The organism is Psychrobacter sp. CX16, from assembly GCF_057396245.1.
In genome coordinates this window covers 23,230-45,267 of sequence record NZ_JBXYJF010000018.1, presented here as the reverse complement: position 1 = coordinate 45,267, position 22,038 = coordinate 23,230, and the positions used below count along the sequence as shown (strand labels likewise).

Here is a 22,038-nt window from a genome sequence, read left to right as displayed (position 1 = left end):
GCTTCTTTATATAAAGTTTATCACATTGCATCGAAACGAATGACAAATAACACATAATAATTGAAGACACTGGGGTCACAATGACAGCAATTAAAACGCAGGCCAGTCATAGCATTAATGACACAAATTCTATGCCACATAGTGCACCGCAGCCACATACAGCCACATCAAAATCTGCTTTACCGATTGTCCTAACGACCGGTGAGCCTGCGGGCATTGGTATGGATATCTTATTACAGCTTGCAGAGCAAAAAGCTCTCGATAGCTTGCAGCGTGACATCATTGTACTGGCGGATGAAAAAGCGTTAAAAGAACGTGCTATTCAAATATATGGCGCAGAAAATATCTCAAAGCTTACGAATGGTTGGCAACGTATTGCAACTATTAACGAGATATCAGCTGCGGACAATCCTGCCGATTATTTACATCAAGCGTTAGCAGCCCATGCCCATTTAAATGAATCAGACAAATTAGATGATGATTCAAAAACTGTATACCTACAAAAGCCAAGCTTTTATTTGATTGATGTACCTTGCAGTAATCCGGTTGTGGCAGGCAAGCTTGATGTTAATAATGCCGATATGGTGATTGAGCAACTTAGTTTAGCGCATGCTTTGGCTTATCGTGGTGGCGCAGCAGCTATCGTAACCGGGCCGCTTCAAAAATCTATCTTGATAGAGGCGGGGCTAACACTAGATGACGGCAGTATGTTTACCGGTCATACTGAGTTTTTTATGCAAAAAAGTGGCTGTGATAAAGTGGTGATGATGCTAGCAAATACCGTAATGAAGGTAGCGCTAGTGACCATTCATTTGCCGCTAAGAGAAGTTGCGGATGCGGTAACGCCAGAAAACGTCAGGCAAACAGTACAGATTGTACTCGATGATTTAAACAGCAAGTTTGGGCTGATACATCCGCGTGTCTTGGTCTGCGGACTCAATCCTCATGCTGGTGAAGACGGATACTTAGGTAGGGAGGAGATTGAAATCATCAATCCTGTGCTACGTGAGTTCCAAGAGGAGGGCCATGATATCTCCTCCACCATGCCGGCCGATACCTTGTTCACCAGCCGTCATTTAAAAGACTGCGATGCAGTGATTGCCATGTATCATGACCAAGGGCTGCCAGTGCTTAAGTCACACGGATTTGGCGATACCGTCAATCTGACATTGGGGCTGCCGTATATTCGCACCTCAGTCGATCATGGTACAGCATTAGACTTGGCAGGCAAGACGGCAGGTGAGGGGCAGGCAAGTAGTAGTAGCTTGTGGCAAGCGCTTAAAATGGCGGATGAGATGGCCAGTGCCCAAGCAAGGATTTTGTAGTAGCCTTGTTGAGAAGTAGCCCGCTAAATTGTGCTAAACTAAGGTTTTTCCCTACTGATAGTTATTAATTTATGACCCAATCTGATTCTTCAAAGCATCCACTAGATGCCACCCTAAAACGCAGTGCAAAGCATCAACCCAGAAAGCGTTTTGGTCAAAACTTCTTGCATGACTCAAGCATCATTAGTCAAATTGTTGACTCGATTAATTTAAATAGAGATGATAATTTGGTTGAGATTGGTCCTGGTATGGGCGCTCTCACTGAGCCACTGCTTGAGCAAGTCGATGCTATGACCGTCATTGAGCTAGACCGCGACTTAGCCAGTAGTTTGCGTATCCGTATTGGTGCTAACAGCCATGAGCATTTCGATATTATTACTGCCAATGCCATGAATTTCGATTACGCCAGCTTATATGATGCGGACAGCGAGAATCCTAAAAAACTGCGTGTGGTGGGCAATCTTCCTTATAATATTTCGACGCCGCTACTGTTTAAACTGCTTGATTATGCAGATATTATTGAAGACATGCATTTTATGCTGCAAAAAGAAGTGGTAGAACGTATTACCGCTGATGTTGGCAGTAAAATTTATGGCCGTCTATCGGTAATTATGCAATACTTTTGTGAAACTCAGTATTTGCTAACGGTGCCAAGAGGGGCATTTAATCCGCCACCAAAAGTCACCAGTGCGGTATTTAGATTGCGTCCGCATCAACAAAAACCAGTACAAGCAGCTGATGAAAAGCTATTTGCCTTAGTGGTTCGAGAGACCTTTAATCACCGCCGTAAAACCTTACGGGCTATTTTTAAACAGTCATCACTCATGCCGACGCTCACTGATGAAGATTTAGCGACCATAGGCATTGATGGCAATGCACGTCCAGAGACCTTAGACGTGAAGCAGTTTGTTGAGTTGACCAATTTGGTTATCGAAAAAACGCAGTAAGTCGTTTGAGTTGGCCAAGTCATCTGAAAACTAGGTCAGGGCAAGGGCAGTGTCAAAGATGGCGCAGTGACAAAACAGGGTAAATAGTTAAGGGAATGGGCATTTAAGATAAAAACTAATTTTAAACTTAATTTGAGGGGTTATATGACTTATAGAGCCGAGTATGTGATCGGAGATTTACAAGGATGTTATGCCTCTTATCTCGATTTGTTAGATAAGCTCGCGTTTGATCCGAAGCAAGATAAGTTGTGGTTTGTTGGTGATATTGTCGCACGCGGAGAAGATTCTTTGTCCACACTGAGGCATGTGAAAATGTTGTGCGAACAAGGTGCGGCAAGCACAGTACTTGGCAATCATGATATTAACCTTATCGCAGTTTGGCGCGGCTTTGCTCCGCTAAAAAAGAAAGACAAAACGGAAGCTATCTTAGAGGCACCAGATTGTGTAGAGCTGTTAAACTGGTTACGTCATCAGCCTATTATGGCGTTTCCGGATAAGGATACGGTGCTGGTTCATGCCGGCATACCGCCGCATTGGACCATCAAACAGGCGCATCAATATGCGCGTGAAGTTGAGGTGCAGTTATCAAGTAGTTTGCATCAGCTAGATAGAGTCTTGCCGAACCTTTATAGCGGTGAGGCCGATGCTTGGTCAGATAGTCTACATGGCTTTACGCGTATTCGAGCGATTACCAACTATTTCACCCGTATGCGCTTGTGTAAGCAAGATGGGTCGTTAGAATTTAGCTTTAAATCAAGCCTAACCGATGAGATGCCAGATAGCTTTAGACCTTGGTTTGAATGGCAAGTGCCGCGCGAGCGTAAGATATTGTTCGGGCATTGGGCGGCTTTAAAAGCTGAGATCGATTTGCCACATGCCAGAGCATTAGATGGTGGCTGTGTTTGGGGAAATTGTATGGTGGCGTATCGCTTAAGCGATGGCAAGATTATCAGCACCTCTGAGGGATGCACTGGGGATTAAACCTAGAATTATCTTAGCTTATCGATAGGGCTAATATATAAAAAGGCACAAAATAAACTCTGTGCCTTTTTATATAAATTATCTATCAGTCGCTAGTCACTTATAGACAGTCATTGAATGTGTTTATTGGGCCGTCAAACCACCGTCAACAACAAACTCAGAACCCGTTGAGTAACTTGAGTCATCAGAGGCTAAAAACAGTACCATACCGCTGACTTCTTTTGGATCTGCCACGCGTTGTAGAGGAATACTTTTAGCGAACTTCTCAACGGAGTCTTTGGTATCGCCCTGCATGATCATTGGCGTCGCAATCACACCTGGATGCACTGAGTTTACACGAATGCCATGTGGCGCTAGCTCTAAAGCAGCGGCTTTACTCATACCACGTACAGCAAATTTTGAATCAGTATACCCAATAGCACCGCCGACTAAGCCATTAATAGAAGAGATATTGATAATTGAGCCTTTCTTTGCCTCTTTCATAGTAGAGGCAACCGCTTTTATTCCTAAAAACACCGACACTTGGTTAATCTCAAGAATACGTCGATAGTCCTCTAATGAGGTATCAAGTAAAGATTTTGCCATAGTGATACCCGCATTATTGACCAGTACATCAATACCACCAAAGGTCTCTTTTGTTTGCTTAACGACCGAATCCCAGTCATCTTCATTGGTCACATCATGTTTGATAAATAACGCATTATCACCTAACTCTTTTGCTAGTTTGTCACCTTTATCAGTATTAATATCAGTTAATACAACTTTTGCACCCTCAGTTACGCAAAGGCGGGCATGGGTCTCGCCCATACCTTGAGCCGCACCAGTAATGATGACTACTTTGTCTTGTAAACGAGCCATATTGCTCTCCTTTTATTATTCATTTTTATATTATTAACCACATATGTTTTAGCATAGTTTTTATTAGAACGTCGGTGCGCTAAAGCGCCATAAAAGACCCAGATAATATATAAAAACATAGTGTATTGATGTTAGTTCAAATCCCTAATTCTTGTGTTATTGTTTGTTGGGTTTGGATAAACAAAGGTGAACTGCTACCTGATTTGAACTTTAGTTAAGCGGACTATTTTAAAAAATAACAGCAGACTTACTTATAAGCCTGCTCATTCTATTTACTTACCAGTCCATTTAACCACTAATGCTATTCGCTATTTATTCAGGTAGCTTAGGTGGTTTTTTCGGCTTAGGTAAAGGCGTCTTAGCATTCTTGGTTTTATCGTCTTTTTTAGAGACTTCTGAATCAGAGATTGTTTCACTATGAGTCTCAGATTCTTGAATATTGGGCTCAAAGGACACATCGCTTAAATCATCACTTAAGACCACGACCTTCTTCTCAGTGACCTGTTCAGAACCATTTGGGTCGGTCAGCTTATTATTAAAGTCATTCTTTTGGGCGAGCTCATCAATACGCTTGCTATCAATGGCGGTACCCTCTGGCATCACATTGATATCAGACAGACGACGTACGGCAAAGCTCGTTGGAGAAGGGCCACTCTTCTTAGGCTTGCTGATATCTTCATGAATCATATAACCGTGACTGTCAATTCGCGAATACTTCATCGGCTCAGGGCGTGGTAAGAAAAAGTCGCGCGGCTGAGTGATTAAGTGGGTATACAACAGCTTGAGAATATGTCGCCATTCAAAGGCTTGTACACCTTTAGCACGTAGCGCCACAAGCATGGCAAGTGCAAAGCTGACCAATAAGTTAATCAAGCCAATGAGTAGCACGCCCAGTAACGATATCGCCACCAGTGCAAAGCTAAAGCTCTCCTCGGGGATGTTAAACAAGCCATGAGCGAAGTTTGCAGAGGCAAAGGCGATATGGCGAATATCGAGCGGTAGACCAAAAATATAACCCACGGTGGCGGTACTGCCTAGGAAGACACCGAAGAGGAAGTTGCCCATAATCGCGCCTAAATTACCCTCGACAAATTTGCCAAGGCGTTCAGGCCAACGTTTGGGCATGGTTTTTAATAACAACTTATGACGAGCAATACGCTCACCAATATTGTTAAAAATAGCCAAGTTATCATAATAGCCGGCAATCAAACCAGCCATAAATAAATACACACCGGCGATGGCAGCATGGAATAGGGCAAGCGAATGGAACGGATCGAGGTCGTGTAATAAATGCTCGGCCTTATCCATATTAATCATAGGATTACCAGTGACTAGCATCCAAACTATAGAGATAATTAGTGCTAATGGCATGGCAATGAGCACGTTACCCATAATTGCCACAAACTGGGTGCGCATAATATCCACCATCAATTCAGAGAGTTTGGCCAATTGACGAGATTTTTTACCAGAGCCATCGGATATAGTTGAGGCAATGGCTGCAGCCGTCATGGCAGGCTGCTTGGTAGCAACCGTACCGTGAATAATATGAATAAACACAAAGCCTAAGCCATAAATCATACTATTGACAAAGGCACGGCTCATAGGCGCAAGGTCTAAATCGTATGACAAAATCTTGATAGTTGCCATAAAGGCAATAATGAGACCACCAATGACGGCCTTTTTGAACATTTTATAATAGCCTGATTTGTCAGTACTAATATAATGCTCACCCACACGCCCTGAGTTTTCAGTGACTTTACGTGATAACAGCTTGGTATTGTTATCAATTAAATAGCCAATACTATAACGGCGCTTTACGCTAATAATAATGGCTTGAGTCAGCTCGATAAGGGCCTTATCACGATTTTTATGATTATCCGCAAGCAGCTCACTTAAGATACGCATTCGCTTTAGACTTTGCTCCAAACGCAGCAACATATTGGTCAGACGGATGGAGATGCCGGTTTTATAAATACGCTTACGGATGGTAGTGACAATGTCATCACACTGCTCAATCATTACCAGTAGCGGTGCAGGATTAACGTCTTTTGGTGGCATCACATCTTTGTGATCATCAAGCTGATGTGCGGCACGGTATTCATTCACAAATAAAACCGCTTCTTGGTTTTGCGCCACAAATGAAGCGGAATAGTCGAGCATTTGCGGATAAGCTTTCATCAAATCAGGATGTAGGCCGATGCCGTTAATACGATAAGAGAGAATCACCATCGCATTGAGAATATTATTTTTGGCAGTGGCGACAAGCCTAATATGCGCATCATCAACCATAATCAGGTCAACAAGCTCATCCCACAATGATTCATCCACGCTACCGAGCCAGCGCTCGTCATGTTTGCCGTCAAATAGGTAATTAACCAACTCAACAATAGAGTCATCTTCTGGCAAAAGGGGAATAAACCTATGCCCAATCAGACGCATTAAGCTACTTGAGAAGCTGTGATCAGACAAAATACCCGTATCAGTGAATAAGGACATACGGTGATACTGATTGAGCAGGGTTAAGATAAATACCGCCAAACCGCTAGCGTACTCAGGATTCTTCTTGAGTATCTTATTTAATTCGCAAATCTGCTGATTGGCGAGATCAGGATCTTTTTTGTTCTCAGCTTCAGAGACACGTAAGTGATCAATCAGCTTTTTAAGTACGTATGGCTCTGGCGTATCACGCAAAGCATTGATCTTACTTAATATGTTGTTTAGGTCTGTCACTTAATAGCCCTTATTCATTCAGATATGGGAAAGTTATCTTAATCCATAGATAAATACAATCCTTTTAGTGTGTTAGCAGCGGCGAAATTGCAAGAAGTCATGACAATGCATTCTTTTTGTTACCTTAATTAGTTTGTTTTAGCTGCCTTATAAAAACAGAAAAAAAAGACAGCCCCCTAAGGACTGTCTCTTTACTAAGCCGGTTTTTAGGCCTAATCAATGAGCAAAAATTAGCTAACGTTTTGTTGAAAGTAAGCCAAATCAAAGTCCATGATTGGGTCACTACCGGTTTTAACCATCTCAGCATGTGCATGGATGCGAGGTAGGATACGGCCAACGAAGTAGGTTGCTAGTTTTAGCTTATTAGCATAGAACTCGCCTTCTTTGTCGTGAGCGGCCTCTACCATCATTGAGAACATGAACGCGTAACATAAGTAGCCCATTGCGTGTAGATAGTCTACCGCACAGCCGTTGATTTCGCTCTTACGCGTGCTGATGTTGGTCAGAACGGTCTTGGTTAGCTCTTCAATGGTATTTGCGGCATCTAAAGTTGCTTGCTTAATTTCGTGATCCGCTTTCATGTTTGCCACGAAGTCACGGATTTCAGCTAGGAAGTTTTCAAGGTATTTGCCGTTGTTACGGGCAATTTTACGGCCTAATAAGTCTAGTGCCTGAATACCGTTTGCGCCTTCATAGATTTGCGAGATACGGGTGTCACGAACGATTTGTTCCATACCCCATTCACGGATATAGCCATGACCGCCGAATACTTGCTGGCTGTCTACGGCTGCTTCAAACGCTTTATCAGTTAAGAATGCTTTAGCAATAGGCGTTAATAAAGCAACGCGGGCAGCCGCCGCTTTAGCGTTTTCTGCATCTACACTGAATTTAGACTCATCTAATTGCTTAGCAACATACATGGCAAAACAGCGAGACGCTTCAGCGTTAGCACGTGCATTTAATAGCATACGGCGTACGTCTGCATGGTGGATAATCGCATCGGCAGGTTTTTCAGGGCTTTGGATTTGAGTATCGCTACGGCCTTGACCACGGTCAAGGGCATATGCAGCTGCGTTTTGATAGGCAAGCTCAGTACCACCTAGGCCTTGAAGACCCATGGTTACACGCTCATAGTTCATCATAACGAACATAGAGGCAAGACCGGTATTCTCTTCACCAACCATCCAGCCTTTAGCGCCATCAAAGTTCATAACACAAGTCGCTGAACCTTTGATACCCATTTTGTGTTCGATAGAACCAGCCGCTAGCGTGTTACGCTCGCCTAGGCTACCGTCTTCATTAACCATGAATTTAGGCACTAAGAATAATGAAATACCTTTTGAGCCTTCTGGTGCATTTGGTGTTTTAGCCAATACTAAGTGAACGATGTTGTCCGCTAGGTCATGCTCACCGCCAGTAATAAAGATTTTAGTACCAGAGATGTTGTAGCTACCGTCATCATTTGGAACGGCTTTGGTTTTGATGATACCCAAGTCAGTACCCGCATGTGGCTCAGTTAAACACATGGTACCTGCCCATTCGCCTGAGTACATTTTCTCAAGGTAGGTCTGCTTTTGTTCTTCAGAGGCTGAGGCTAATAAACAAAGCGTCGCACCAACCGTTAGGTTAGGATAGAGCGCGAAAGCTTGGTTAGTCGTGAACACCATTTCTTCAGTCAGCATGGTAACCATTTTAGGGAAACCTTGACCGCCGTATTCAGGGTCACCGCCAAGGCCAATCCAACCCGCTTCTGCGTACTGTTTGAACGCATCTTTAAAGCCGGCTGGTGTGGTTACAACGCCGTCACCGTGGTAAGTCGCGCCTTCTTCATCACCAGTACGGTTTAGAGGCAGTAATACGTTTTTAGACAGCTTCGCCATCTCTTCTAAAATCATGTTAACGGTGTCCATGTCAACATGTGCTAGGTTTTCGTTGGCTTGCCAGAATTTTTCAACGTCAAAAACGTCGTTTAGCATAAAGCGCATTTCATCTAGCGGTGGATTATAAATAGCCATGTGTGTTTCGTCCTTTTAGATTTTTAGAATAAGTCAGTAATGAGTTATAAGCTGCGTATAAACATGTAAATAATCAGTATGCAGATAAGTACTACTAATAGTAGCACCTATCGTGTCATTTCAATAGACTAAGACAGTAGAGTAGGTCAGTCTTAGAATGCGAACTGATCCACATCCATGCTCATGTATGGCTCAGCACCTGAGTCGATACGAGCGATGTAAGTGCGTGTACGTGGCAATAATTTGCTGAAGTAGAACTGAGCAGTTTTAATTTTCGCATCATAGAATGCCGTTTCAGTCGTACCACTAGCAAGTGCTTGCTTAGATACCGCAACCATACGTGCCCATAGATAAGCTAGAGTCACATAACCGCTGAAGTACATATAGTCTACGGCTGCTGCGCCAACTGAGTCTGGGTTTTGAGTCGCTTGCATGCCGATGCGAGCCGTCAAATCAGCCCACTCAGTATTTAGCTTCGCTAATGGACGGACAAATTCGCCCATAGAGTCATCATCTTCATGCTCTTTGCAGAATTTATGGATGACTTTAGTAAAGTTAGCAAGCATCTTGCCTTGTGAGCCCAGTACTTTACGGCCTAATAGGTCTAATGATTGAATTTCAGTTGTACCTTCATATAGGCAAGAGATACGGGTGTCACGTACGTTTTGCTCCATACCCCACTCAGAGATAAAGCCGTGACCACCATATACCTGTACGCCGTGGTTCGCCGCTTCATAGCCAGTTTCTGTTAAGAAGGCCTTAGCGATTGGGGTTAATAATGACAACATTTGATCTGCGTATTTTTGTTCATCACCTGCGCCTTTAGCCACAGTATCAGCAAACATGGCTAGATAATAAACCAGTGCGCGGCCACCTTCAGCAAATGCTTTTTCAGTTAATAGCATGTTGCGAACGGCAGGGTGAACAATGATTGGGTCAGCTGCTTGGTCCGGCGCTTTAGCACCAGATAGTGAACGCATAGCAAGACGTTCTTTAGCGTATTCTAGCGAGCCTTGGAAAGCCACTTCAGAAGCTGTTAAGCCCTGAACTGCAGTACCTATACGTGCCACGTTCATAAAGGTGAACATGCAGTTTAGACCACGGTTTTCTGGGCCAATTAGGTAACCCGTTGCGCCGTCAAAGTTCATGACACAAGTAGCTGAGGCTTTGATGCCCATTTTGTGTTCGATTGAGCCACAAGTCACACTGTTTCGCTCACCTAAGCTACCGTCAGCGTTTACATTTACTTTTGGTACGATAAATAGCGAGATGCCTTTGGTACCTGCTGGTGCCCCTGGTAGACGAGCTAGAACGATATGGATAATGTTATCCGTCATATCGTGCTCACCGGCTGAGATAAAGATTTTTTGACCAGTAATGGCGTAAGTACCGTCTTCTTTTGGTTCTGCTTTGGTACGGATTAGGCCTAAGTCGGAGCCTGCATGCGCTTCGGTTAGACACATGGTACCTGACCATTCGCCAGTTACCATTTTTTCTAAGTAGGTTGCTTTTTGCTCATCAGTACCATGGTGCTCAAGTGTTGCGATAGCACCGTGGGATAAGCCTGGGTACATTGAAAATGACCAGTTAGCAGAGCCCATGATTTCGTTAACCACAGTACCTAAGGAGAAAGGCATGCCTTGACCACCGAACTCTTCTTCAGCAGCAAGGGCGGCAAAACCAAGCTCACAATATTGTTTATATGCGTCTTTAAAACCTTTTGGTGTAGTCACTTCACCGTTATTAAAAGTACAGCCTTCTTCGTCGCCGCTGCGGTTTAAAGGAGCAATTTCATTTTCAGCAAAGCTGGCAGCTGCTTCAATATAGCTATCAACAATGTCACGTTCAACTTCTTGGTAGGCGTCTAAACTTTTGTAGTGACCAGTGCTGTCTAAAAGCTCATGTAAAACAAACTGCATGTCACGAAGGGGGGCTTTATATTGCATGAGACTATCCTTAAATGAATGTTTTTTGATGGACTGGGTCTATTTAGGTAAAACAAATCCGCTTAATCTCAAAAAAGTACGTCACATCTCTATACTTTAATAGAAACAGCTGCATACTGGCAGACGACTTAAGTAAAAGAGTGGTGAGGTGCAAAGCAGTGATTTGTTTTGGTAAACAGTGAGTCGCCATAGAAGCGGCAGAATACTAAAAGAGTAGCTGGTTATCACAAATTTGGCTGTCACTGATAAAATGTTTTTCAGGTGAAAAGATAGATGTTAGGCCGTTGTTTTACAAGCAGTTGCATAGACTTATGGGTCACAAAAAAATGATTGATTTAGTCATGGAAGAAGAAAAAGTCTATTTTTAAAGACTGAAATGGTAGGAGGATAAGAGGCGGTGATGTATGAAAAGTATAGAAGGATTAAAGAAAATATATTATCTATAAAAGTATGGATTCACTAAAAATAAAAAGCTCAGCCCCTTGATAGGAATTGAGCTTTTATTTACTCATAGAGTAGGAACCTGTGTTCACAAGCTATAATTGGCTCTTTTTGCCTAAAACAAGCCACTACTTTGTTAAAATTCGGCTCGAATAGAATGACTATTCAACCCAATTTTGCCTCGTATTGTCTCATTTTATTCTAAAAATACCATAACTGTAGCTTATGAATACAGGTTCTAAGAAGATTAGCAGGGTGATTCGCTCAGTAAATGATAGACAATAAGTACTTTTAGCAAATCAGATTAGTCTAAAGTACTGATATACATTAACGTCGATAGAGCAACTACTGGTGCCGTTTCAGTACGTAATACACGATTGCCTAATTGCCACGGCAGATAATTAGTCCCCCGTGCTAGCTGATATTCCGTATCAGACAAACCCCCTTCAGCACCGATCAAAATATCAAAGCGGGGAAGGGCAGAGGCATTGTTTTGGGATGCAGTAGCAAATTGATCATTGATAGACTGATTGACATCAATCGTCTCTTTTTCTTGCTGGCTCGGTACGGCTAACACGAGCGATAACGGGCTTTGTTTAAAATAAGACTGGTAAAACGTATCTTCTAATAAATAGCGTACGCTGTCATGAACGTCGCCCATATTACCTTTTAGCCACTCTTCAATCGACACGGGCGACAAAACAAGCGGTGGACGATTAAGGCCGCACTGCTCACAGGCAGACAAAGTAACTTGCTGCCAATGATTGAGCTTTTTGTCGACTTGATTGGCTTTTAACCGAACCTCACCATGTTGACTGGTTAATAGCTGAATGGCCGTTGCACCAAGTTCGGTTGATTTTTGAATGGCGTAATCCATTCTATCGCCGCGGCTCATCACGATAGCTATGGTACTGTGATAGGCCGGCGTGTTATCGGCCGTGTCATGTGATAAAAGTCGGGCAGTGGCCGTTTTTTTATCAATACTCTCAAGCTCTATAAGGGTCTGTCCGCCCAAGCCATCAAAAACCACGCTCTGATCCCCAACTTTGGCCCGAAGCACTCGGCACCAATGATGATAGACATCATCGGGTAGTGTTAAAGTGCTATCTGTCGGCAATTGGCTTAACGCTAAGATAGTTTCAGTATTTGATGCTGTCTCTGCGCTTAAACCATTTAAGCTTGGATTATAAAAAAAACGGCGCATAGACTTAGGCTCCAGTGCTTGCAGTCGTTAGGCCTAGGGATTCAACCAAGCGTTTGTTAGGTTCAACACGGTTCATAGAATAGAAGTGCAGTGCAGGCACACCTTCAGCAATAAGCACTTCGCATAAGCGGTGTACCACTTCAAATCCAAAGTCGCGGATGGCTTTACGGTCATCGCCGTAATCGGCTAATTGGCGACGAATAAAGCGAGGTATATCAGCACCACAGCTGTCAGCAAAGCGAATTAAGCTGCTAGAATTGGTTATCGGCATAATACCGGCGACCAGTCTGTGCTTGTCTGTATCAACACCGCGTTTCTCTAATGAGTCACGTAGATACAAATAGCTTTCTGGGTTATAAAAGAACTGGGTAATGGCCGAGTTTGCACCAGCGTCAAATTTATTAATCAGGTTCTGAATATCTGAATCAAAGCTTTTGGCCTGAGGGTGCATTTCAGGATAGGCAGCCACTTCTATTTGAAAATGATCGCCTGAATGTTCACGAATAAAGCGTACTAAATCTAAGGCAAATGGCAATTCGCCCATACCAACTTGACCAGAGGGCAGGTCGCCACGCAGTGCAACCATACGGTCGATACCGATTGATTTATAGAAATCTAAAAGCTCTGCAATTTCGCTTTTATCATCACCGATACAGGAGATGTGAGGGGCGATAGGGGTATCAGCACGCTCTTTAAGAGCAGCGACAATGCCCAAAGTGCGTTCACGAGTTGTACCACCAGCACCATAAGTCACGGAGAAGTAACTGGGAGCAAGCTCATTTAACGTATCGAAGGTCTGATACAGCTTCGTGATGCCATCGTCTGTTTTGGTTGGGAAAAACTCGAAAGAAAATTGTGGCTTACTCATAGTCTGTCCTTGATGAAGTCCTTGATAAAACCCTTCATGAAAATAGGTACCTAATAAGAGGCTGAGAAATTGAATCAATTTCTCAGCCCTGAATGCTTGATACTTACTATAATGAGTTTATGGTCTAACGCTAAATACTAAAACGGTTTAAGGTTAGTACTTATCGTTATTTTAGTACTTATAATCATCAGGCTTGAATGGACCTTCCACAGGTACGCCAATATAGTCTGCTTGCTCTGGTGTTAGCTTGGTCATTACACCATTAAAACCGGCAACCATAGCAGCCGCTACTTCTTCATCAAGTTTCTTCGGTAATACTTTAACGTATAGGCCGTTTGCACGTGCATCAGCAGGTAATTCAGAGAATTTTTGCTCATGTAAGTACATTTGTGCCAATACTTGGTTAGCAAATGAACCATCCATAACACGTGATGGGTGACCTGTTGCGTTACCTAGGTTTACTAAGCGGCCTTCAGCTAACAAGATTAGATAATCACCATCTTCTTCTGAGCGATACACTTGGTGAACTTGTGGTTTAATCTCAACCCAGTTCCAGTTGTCACGCATAAACTGAGTGTCAATCTCGGTATCAAAGTGACCAATATTACAAACCACAGCACCAGATTTTAAAGCGGTAAGCATATGCTTATCACACACGTGATAGTTACCTGTCGTGGTTACAATTAAATCGGTATCTTGTAATAGGCGGGTGTTAACACTATCTGCTGAATTGGTATTGTTACCATCAATGTATGGAGAAACCAGCTCATAGCCGTCCATACATGCCTGCATGGCACAAATTGGGTCAACTTCTGATACACGGACAATCATGCCTTCTTGACGTAAGCTTTGCGCTGAGCCTTTACCCACGTCACCATAACCGATAACCAATGCTCGGCGGCCAGCAAGTAGCATATCAGTACCACGTTTGATAGCATCGTTTAAGCTATGACGGCAGCCATATTTGTTGTCGTTTTTAGATTTAGTTACTGCGTCGTTTACATTAATAGCAGGTACTTTTAATGTGCCTTTATTAAGCATCTCAATTAGACGGTGCACACCAGTAGTGGTTTCCTCTGAGATACCGTTGATAGTCTCAAGCATTTGAGGATAGTCATTATGGATAAGAGCAGTTAAGTCGCCGCCATCATCCAAAATTAGGTTAGCGTCCCAAAGCTCGCCATTTTCTTCACCGCCAACAAATAGCTGCTGACGTAAGCACCACTCATACTCTTCTTCAGTTTCACCTTTCCAAGCAAAAACGGGAATACCGCTCGCAGCCATTGCCGCAGCAGCATGATCTTGAGTAGAGAAGATGTTACATGAGGTCCAGCGTACTTCAGCGCCTAGTGCGACTAGGGTCTCAATAAGTACGGCGGTTTGAATGGTCATATGAATACAACCAAGGATTTTTGCACCGGCTAAAGGCTGTGCTTCGCTATAACGCTTACGTAGACCCATTAATGCTGGCATTTCCGCTTCAGCTAATGATATCTCACGACGGCCATAATCTGCTAGGCTGATGTCAGCTACTTTATAATCGCTAAAGTTCTCTAAATTGGTTTTTGAATCGATATTAGACACTGCGTCCATCTCGAGCTCCTTGGTATTGATAAAAGATAAGGGGGAAAGAAACGCAGGTGTCGTTGTTTGCCAGACATTAGATATCAAATCTAACTCTCAATTTCATGCTCTCTAGTCTAGTATAGCCACTTACAAAATAATAAAACCCAGTAAGATTAACCATCTATAATAAGGTACTAAGCAATAAGGTACTAAGCGTTAAATTAGGACTGGCGAGCCGAGCCTGACAACATAATAATAAGTTGAATGAACAATAGCCGTGCTATAATCCGCTCCCTATTTTATATGCTGACGCAACACCTCTCGGCTGCGCACTATTGTAATAGATGTCAGGGGTAATGTCATCCGCTTGCTTTAAGTTTAAAATAGAGTAAGGGGATTGTTTGTCTATTTATTTGCATTAAAAAAAACTTAGGTTTGGGTATATAAGCAACGCAACTTACAAATTTGTAAGTAAAAGTTACAGAATTGCCATCAAAAAGCAACTTTTAAAGCGTGACATATTTTGTAAAAAAGTGTTTAATAGGCACATATTAATACGGGTAACTGTAATTGGTATTGGATGACTGATCAATTGGCAGTTCAGGTAGTCAACTACTTGGATTGTTTTTTTGACGACAGACGACAATCCGGTCTCAGCTAAATGAAGCTATATACTCTTGGAGATGTTATGAAACTTTTTAAATTATCAGCAATCACTGCTGCAGTACTTTGCTCATCTGTAGCAATGGCTGCTACCCCTACTCAGCAGCAAGCTTATCAATACAACCAAAATGCAGGTGTTATCGCTAACACTGCAGGTGCGGTTACTGGTACTGCTAAAACTTTATTCAACACTGCTACTCATCCTGGTGCTATCAGTGCTGAGATCGGTACTTTAGGTTACGGTGCTAACATCGCTTGGGGCTTAAACGAAACGACTGAGCTTCAAGCGGGTTGGTCAGGTATGAACTTTGACGGCGATCATGACTTAGATGGTAATGACTCTTGGATCAACTATGACAAAGTTTTAGGTGATGGCTACGGTAGCTACCAAGGCGAGCTGGACTACGATTTTGATTTTAGCAACCCATACATTGGTGTTCAGATGCGCCCATTTGCTAACAACTTTACAGTTGCTGGTGGTGTAATGGTTCCTGACAACAAGTTAAAAGCAAAAATTACAGCTGATCCTTCATCTGTAGGTGACGCAACAGTTTCTATCGACGGTTATGAATATCAAGTTGATAACGCTACTATCAAAGCTGAGAACAAAAGTAAGCTAGCTCCATATGTTACTATCGGCTATCGTCCAAATATCAATCAACATTGGGGTGGTTTCTTCGAAGTTGGTGCGGCTTATATGGGTAAATTAGAAGCTAAAGTTAGCGGTCCAGATGCAGGTGTTATCGGTGTTGACGCTAACGGCGCTGTATCAGATAAGAATTTTGCTGAAGCAGCTAAAAATGAAATCGAAGAAGACGATTTCTGGTATCCAATCGTTAAAGCTGGTGCAACTTACCGCTTCTAATGATTGATATCATCTAGTAAACTAAAAAATGACTCCTTCGGGGGTCATTTTTTTATGCTAAAAATAGTAACTAACTAATCACTTTAAATATAAAATAACTAAACCGCGACTATTAATTTCAAAGAGGGCAGAAATAGGTAATTTATTGGATAGTCAGTCTGCACGTCGCCGTTTAGATATGAAGCAATTGACGCTTTAATTGATGCTCGATGAGCGACATTATTATCAAAAATAGACAGTGATTTGTGATGACTAGCTTGCTGTAATAGTAATTTAACGGGTGCAATAAGATTCTGCTTCAAGCCACTCATTAAATTTGCCTTCTCATTCGAGACGTTTAATCGCTTAATAGTCGATTCTTTTAGCATCCATAGTAAGTCTAAAGCTTGTTGTTGATCTGACTCAGGTAGTGTTTGCAACCAGTCTATTTCATCAGCATGGTAAAAGCGTTTGGCAACTTTCATGGATACATGAGACAGTTCTATATCAATACCCACAGGAGCTTTGCTAATGGCGCAAGTAACTGCATTATTAGAATGAGAAAAGCTAACGTAGTAATTTGACGGCTTTAAGCGGTAAGGGAAGCTCGATTCATCAAGCCAAAGTTTTGTTGTATTTAGTGCGATCGGTTCTGAGTTGCTGATATCAATTACTGGGTTTACATGACTGTTGTTATTTTCCTGAATGCTGTGGTTTAGCTGAAGATTATTATTAAAGTCATTAGCATAGCGCTCAATTAAAAGATCTAGCAGGTTACGCACGGCTTGTTTTTGCTGTTGCACAAGCTGTGCTGTCTGATTAGCTAATACCCCGTTCTGACTAAATTGAATGTAAGCGACCCAGACTGAAGGTTCAAAACCATCTTTATTTTTATGACTTTGTACATGTAACTCGCTATTTAGTTCACTGTCAAATCTGGCAAGGTGACAATGACTAAACATAAAATCAGGTTGATTAAGTGAGGCTGAGTTAGGTTCCGAGCACATGAGTATCCCAAAAGTATTGCAATATTGATAACAAGGATTGTGTATGTTTGTTCCAAAAACAAGCCCAGCTAAATTAGCTGGGCTTGTTTATTTGATGCGATAGAACTGGGTAATTATTTACTACATGTATTCAATACTGAATGGCTTAGTAAGATAATTCTGCACGGCGGTTTTGTGAATAAGCAGCTTCATCGCTACCGGCAACAGCAGGACGCTCTTCGCCATAGCTGATGGTTTCGATTTGTGCGTTATTAACACCCTTTGCAGCAAGATAGCTACGAACAGCTTGAGCACGGCGCTCGCCTAGAGCATGGTTATATTCACGGCTACCACGTTCATCAGTATGACCGGCAATCAATACGCGTGCATCTGGGTTCTGCGCTAAGAATTCAATCTGATCTTCCAATACGGCTGCGGCTTGGTCAGTGATTTCACTGCTGTCGAAATCAAAGTACACGATACCCTGAATGTTTTGAGCAGCAGCTTGTACTTGTGCGCTGTTATTAACTAAAGAGCCGCCATTACCGTAAGCGGCATTACCTGGTACACCCATTGGTGCGACCACGACTTCAGATGTGTTGGCACGTTTGCTAGCACAGCCAGTAGTAGCTATTAGCGCAGCTGAAACAAGAGTAAGAGCCGAAGCCTTAAGAATAGAGTGCATGTTATTTCCTCAGAGTTTATAGAGATATTGAGAGGTTTTTATTATTTAACCCTCTTAATCAACAGTGTGTTTGATAAATACGGTGTGTGGTAAATATAGCATATTTATATGCAGATGTTACTTTATGTAAGTAGTCTTACTGTAAATTTATTTTAGAATAATGGCAAGGTTTCCACAATAAGACAAGTACTTTATATCGTCAGTCTAGCTATTTTTTTGACTTGATATTCAAGCCCAAAGCAGGGCATGACACCTACCAGCGGTATTTATCAAAATTTTCAGGATTTGCCCAGTATTTTGCATTTAGCCAATCAGGACGCTGCTTATAATCATAAAGGTTAAACTGCCAACATAAGATTTGTGTCTCATTATCAGAGCTGGCATCGGCAGACTCTTTAACAGGCGCAGAAGCCAATATATAACCTAAACCACTTAACGTCTGTCTGGAATTCAGTGGAGATAAGAACATCACGCTTTGCTCAGCGAACAAATCTCTTAAACGTATGGCAATGCTTTTTAGCGATTGAGAGACATTTGCGTCTAACGTGTCTTCCTGTTCTAGCGTGTCTTTCTGATTACCAGAGGTCTGATTACCAGAGGTCTGATTATCAAGTAGCTGTGGCTCAATGTAGCAGCCTAGCGTATAGCGTGTATCAAAAGCAGCGGTGATAAACTCATCAGATTTCAGAGTTGTAATCTGCATATCAGTATAAGCGTGTTGAAGATGCTCTGATAAGGTATCTGTCGTTGTCGACTCGCCAATCAGTAGTAAGCTAAAGGGCTGGGATTTTGTTTCATTTGTCTTTGAATCAGTTTGCTGCAGAAAGTCAATCACCTCAGCTAAGTGTTGCAAAATAGCGGAGAGAGCGGGGGAGTTTGTGGTTCTTTTTATAGGCATAATCAGTGCTTGTGTCGTCAGGCCGATTAAGGCAATGGAAAATAGAGGCGCTTGCTAGCCAACTTTGAAAACATGGGTTTAAAACAGCAGCAATGCCACAATATAGGTATTAAGCTTTTATCATATCGTAAATGATCAAATTATAAGTGATTCTATCGTAAATAAAATCCTAAATAAAAGAGAGCTATTATGACAGATTTAAATCAAACCGATGCCAATGATAATGCCATGATTATTGATGGTGTCACCCCTGATGCCCCTCTGCACAATCCTAATGAGCTTGGGTCATTATCAGAGGAGAAAGGCACTACAGTTGAGAAGATTTATTTAAAAGACTATACGCCGCCAAACTTTAGTGTCGAGAGTGTGGATCTAGATATTAAACTATTTGATGACCATGCTACTGTCGATAGCGTATTAAATATGACGCGTCAGCATCCGGGTGATTTGGTATTACTCGGTCAAAATATGACATTGACTAGTATTCGTATGAATGACAAGGTGCTTGATGAGTCGGAATATCAGCTTAATAAAGAGCAGCTTATTATCAAGGATGCCCCTGATGAGGTGGTATTAGATATCAGTGTTAGTCATCAGCCGCAAAAGAACACTGAGCTTGAAGGCTTATATATTGCAGGTGAGGGTGATGAGGTGATGTTCGTCACTCAGTGTGAGCCTGAAGGTTTCCGCAAAATTACGTATTATCCTGATCGCCCAGATATATTGTCAGTATTTACTACGCGTTTGGAGGCGAATAAAAACCTCCCAACATTACTGGCCAATGGTGACTTAATTGAGTCGGGTGATGTGGCTGAGGATAAGAGCCGTCACTACGCCATTTGGCATGATTCAAGTAAAAAGCCAAGCTACCTGTTCGCTTGTGTGTTCGCTAATTTATCAGTATTAGAAGACAGCTATACCACGATTGAAGGTCGAAACGTTAAGCTTGAGATTTATGCCAAGGCCTATGATATCGATAAATGTCATGTGGCGATGCAGGCGCTTAAAGATGCGATGCAATGGGATGAAGTGAACTATGGCCGTGCTTATGATTTAGACCGTTATATGATTGTGGCGGTGAGTCAGTTCAATATGGGTGCGATGGAGAATAAAGGGCTTAATATTTTTAATACCTCATGCGTGTTATCAAGCCCAGAGACCACAACCGATGCACGCAGCTTTAGTGTTAAATCAATCATTGCGCATGAATATTTCCATAACTGGACAGGTAACCGCGTCACCTGCCGTGACTGGTTTCAGCTATGTCTGAAAGAAGGTCTGACTGTATTCCGTGATCAGTCATTCTCAGCCGATCATCAGTCGCCAGCTGTGCAGCGTATTGATGATGTGTCTATGCTACGAGCTTATCAATTTAGTGAAGATGCCGGTCCATTAGCGCATCCGCCGCGCCCTAACAGCTTTGTTGAGATTAACAACTTCTATACCGCGACCGTTTATGAAAAAGGGGCAGAAGTAGTGCGTATGCTTGCCAACACCTTGGGCGATGAATATCGTCAGGGTACAGATACTTATTTTGAGCGTTATGATGGACAAGCGGTTACGGTAGAGGACTGGCTATCAGCGTTAAGTGCACAAGGTAAATCTGTGGAGCACTTTATTGACTGGTATACGCAGCCAGGCACGCCAGAGGTCTCAGGCTCGCAAGATTTTGATAGCGAAACAGGCAAGCTGACGGTTCATTTATCACAAAAAACGCGCCATGTTGACGGGTTTGATGCGCCGAAACCGCTGCCAATTCCCATTGCCACAGCTGTGTTTGATAGAACGACGGGTGAGTTGTTAACCGAGCGTTTATTAATGTTAGATGAATCAAGTCGAGACTTTGTATTTGATGAGATTAAGACCGCCGATGGCGTTGAACCTGTGGTGTCTTTACTACGTAACTTTAGTGCGCCAGTACAATTAAAATATAATCACAGTGATGCTGATTTGGCCTTCTTATTAGCCCATGAGACCAGCGGCTTTAACCAGTGGCAAAGTGCGCAAGCCCTTGTAAATCAAGTATTGGTGCAGAACAAGGATGCAAATACTTATTTAGAAGCGGTCAAAAAAGCATTTTTGAATTTGACCGAGAGCGATACGATGTTAGCTGCTCGTCTGCTTGATATTCCTGCTGAACGAGAACTGGCCACTGCCGTCAATTCGGATTATAAACCTGATGAGATGAAACAAAAGTGGCAAGCATTAAAGCAGAAGCTTGCTGAGATAATGGCGGATGATTGGGTTGAGATTTATAAACAGTTGCCAATTATGGATTATCAAGATACGCCAGAAGCTCGTGGTCAGCGAGCGCTACGTAATGTGGTGCTTGATATGGCATTAACGGCCGGTATCAACGAGGCACATGATTGGGCCAAGTCGCAATATGAAAATGCCAGCTGCATGACCGAACGCTTGGGTGCATTAAGTGCCATGGTAAATCATCAGCATCCTGATAAGTCTAAAGTATTAGCCGACTTCTATCAGCGTTTCCAAAAAGAGGCGCTGGTTATTGACTTGTGGTTCAGTGTGCAAGCAGGGGATGATAACGCGACTGCTGCTGACATCAAAGCGTTAATTGAGCGTGATGACTTCGATTGGGGTACGCCGAACCGTATCCGTGCTGTGGTGAGCAGCTTTGCCTCGCAGCCTACCAAGCTATGGACCAAAGAAGGATTAGAGGTTTATATTAGTGTGGTACAAAAACTCGATGAGACCAACCCTGTGTTAGCGTCACGTCTACTACAAGCGTTGTCACGTTGGTACACACTTGCAGAGCCAATGCGTGCTGAAGCGAAGCAGCAATTGCAGCAACTAAGAAATAAAGTGAAGTCGAAAAACGTCACCGAAAGCTTGCAGACTATGTTGCAGGCCGGCTAGTTAACTTATAGTCTTAGCCAAACTAAAGAGCTACAGCGTTAACCTCACTAAGCCTACTAGAGTAGTACTTGCACTCGGTTGCCTTGTATCTCATTTAGTTGCCTATGACTATAGCCTATAAATCATGGTCTATAAATCATGCTCTATCTAAAAAACGCCTAACATAAGTTAGGCGTTTTTTTATTTTAAGTTCTATAACCT

The 22,038-nt window shown here is 42.6% G+C and carries 15 protein-coding genes; 5 read left to right on the top strand and 10 right to left on the bottom strand.

Features of this window, described 5'->3' with window-relative positions:
• Nucleotides 1-131: 131 nt before the first annotated feature.
• The 3 genes from pdxA (at nt 132) to AC2SLM_RS08110 (ending at nt 3,253) form a co-directional block, all read left to right on the top strand.
• Nucleotides 132-1,325 (top strand): 4-hydroxythreonine-4-phosphate dehydrogenase PdxA, encoded by a 1,194-nt coding sequence (pdxA, locus tag AC2SLM_RS08120; protein ID WP_486553137.1) that lies wholly within the window; start codon nt 132-134, stop codon nt 1,323-1,325.
• A 71-nt stretch (nt 1,326-1,396) separates the two neighbouring features.
• On the top strand, nt 1,397-2,272 hold the full coding sequence (gene rsmA / locus AC2SLM_RS08115) for a 16S rRNA (adenine(1518)-N(6)/adenine(1519)-N(6))-dimethyltransferase RsmA (RefSeq protein ID WP_486540763.1): 876 nt from the start codon (nt 1,397-1,399) through the stop codon (nt 2,270-2,272).
• Between the two features lie 144 nt (nt 2,273-2,416).
• Entirely contained in the window at nt 2,417-3,253 is an 837-nt protein-coding gene (locus AC2SLM_RS08110) for a symmetrical bis(5'-nucleosyl)-tetraphosphatase (protein WP_486553114.1), read from the top strand.
• 123 nt (nt 3,254-3,376) lie between these two features.
• Here the strand turns inward: AC2SLM_RS08110 and AC2SLM_RS08105 are convergent, their stop codons facing one another.
• The 7 genes from AC2SLM_RS08105 to ahcY all read right to left on the bottom strand — a co-directional run bounded on the left by AC2SLM_RS08105 (nt 3,377) and on the right by ahcY (nt 14,908).
• A complete protein-coding gene (locus tag AC2SLM_RS08105; RefSeq protein WP_486553113.1) occupies nt 3,377-4,111 on the bottom strand; it encodes a glucose 1-dehydrogenase in 735 nt (244 codons plus the stop codon).
• 312 nt (nt 4,112-4,423) lie between these two features.
• Nucleotides 4,424-6,841 carry a site-specific recombinase gene (locus AC2SLM_RS08100; protein ID WP_486553112.1) on the bottom strand — a complete coding sequence of 806 codons (2,418 nt, stop codon included), beginning with the start codon at nt 6,839-6,841 and terminating at the stop codon, nt 4,424-4,426.
• A gap of 230 nt (nt 6,842-7,071) precedes the next feature.
• Nucleotides 7,072-8,856, bottom strand: coding sequence for an acyl-CoA dehydrogenase C-terminal domain-containing protein (locus AC2SLM_RS08095; RefSeq protein ID WP_486553111.1), 1,785 nt, complete (start codon nt 8,854-8,856; stop codon nt 7,072-7,074).
• 152 nt (nt 8,857-9,008) lie between these two features.
• On the bottom strand, nt 9,009-10,802 hold the full coding sequence (locus AC2SLM_RS08090) for an acyl-CoA dehydrogenase C-terminal domain-containing protein (protein ID WP_486540753.1): 1,794 nt from the start codon (nt 10,800-10,802) through the stop codon (nt 9,009-9,011).
• Nucleotides 10,803-11,547: 745 nt separating this feature from the next.
• Nucleotides 11,548-12,447 (bottom strand): 16S rRNA (uracil(1498)-N(3))-methyltransferase, encoded by a 900-nt coding sequence (locus AC2SLM_RS08085; RefSeq protein WP_486553109.1) that lies wholly within the window; start codon nt 12,445-12,447, stop codon nt 11,548-11,550.
• 4 nt (nt 12,448-12,451) lie between these two features.
• Nucleotides 12,452-13,315, bottom strand: a complete 864-nt coding sequence (gene metF, locus AC2SLM_RS08080; RefSeq protein ID WP_486540749.1) for a methylenetetrahydrofolate reductase [NAD(P)H] — start codon at nt 13,313-13,315, stop codon at nt 12,452-12,454.
• 171 nt (nt 13,316-13,486) lie between these two features.
• On the bottom strand, nt 13,487-14,908 hold the full coding sequence (gene ahcY / locus AC2SLM_RS08075) for an adenosylhomocysteinase (protein ID WP_486553108.1): 1,422 nt from the start codon (nt 14,906-14,908) through the stop codon (nt 13,487-13,489).
• Nucleotides 14,909-15,569: 661 nt separating this feature from the next.
• On the opposite strand from ahcY, the gene AC2SLM_RS08070 reads away from it, so the two are divergent.
• Nucleotides 15,570-16,409 carry a hypothetical protein gene (locus tag AC2SLM_RS08070; RefSeq protein ID WP_486553107.1) on the top strand — a complete coding sequence of 280 codons (840 nt, stop codon included), beginning with the start codon at nt 15,570-15,572 and terminating at the stop codon, nt 16,407-16,409.
• Between the two features lie 98 nt (nt 16,410-16,507).
• On the opposite strand, the gene AC2SLM_RS08065 is transcribed toward AC2SLM_RS08070, so the two are convergent.
• From AC2SLM_RS08065 to AC2SLM_RS08055, 3 genes are all read right to left on the bottom strand, one after another.
• A complete protein-coding gene (locus AC2SLM_RS08065; protein ID WP_486553106.1) occupies nt 16,508-17,395 on the bottom strand; it encodes a 4'-phosphopantetheinyl transferase family protein in 888 nt (295 codons plus the stop codon).
• Between the two features lie 145 nt (nt 17,396-17,540).
• A complete protein-coding gene (gene pal, locus AC2SLM_RS08060) occupies nt 17,541-18,059 on the bottom strand; it encodes a peptidoglycan-associated lipoprotein Pal (RefSeq protein WP_486553105.1) in 519 nt (172 codons plus the stop codon).
• A gap of 253 nt (nt 18,060-18,312) precedes the next feature.
• Nucleotides 18,313-18,957: a DUF6231 family protein gene (locus AC2SLM_RS08055; protein ID WP_486553104.1), complete on the bottom strand. Its 645-nt coding sequence runs from the start codon at nt 18,955-18,957 to the stop codon at nt 18,313-18,315.
• 228 nt (nt 18,958-19,185) lie between these two features.
• On the opposite strand from AC2SLM_RS08055, the gene pepN reads away from it, so the two are divergent.
• Nucleotides 19,186-21,837, top strand: a complete 2,652-nt coding sequence (pepN, locus tag AC2SLM_RS08050; protein ID WP_486553135.1) for an aminopeptidase N — start codon at nt 19,186-19,188, stop codon at nt 21,835-21,837.
• Nucleotides 21,838-22,038: the final 201 nt, after the last annotated feature.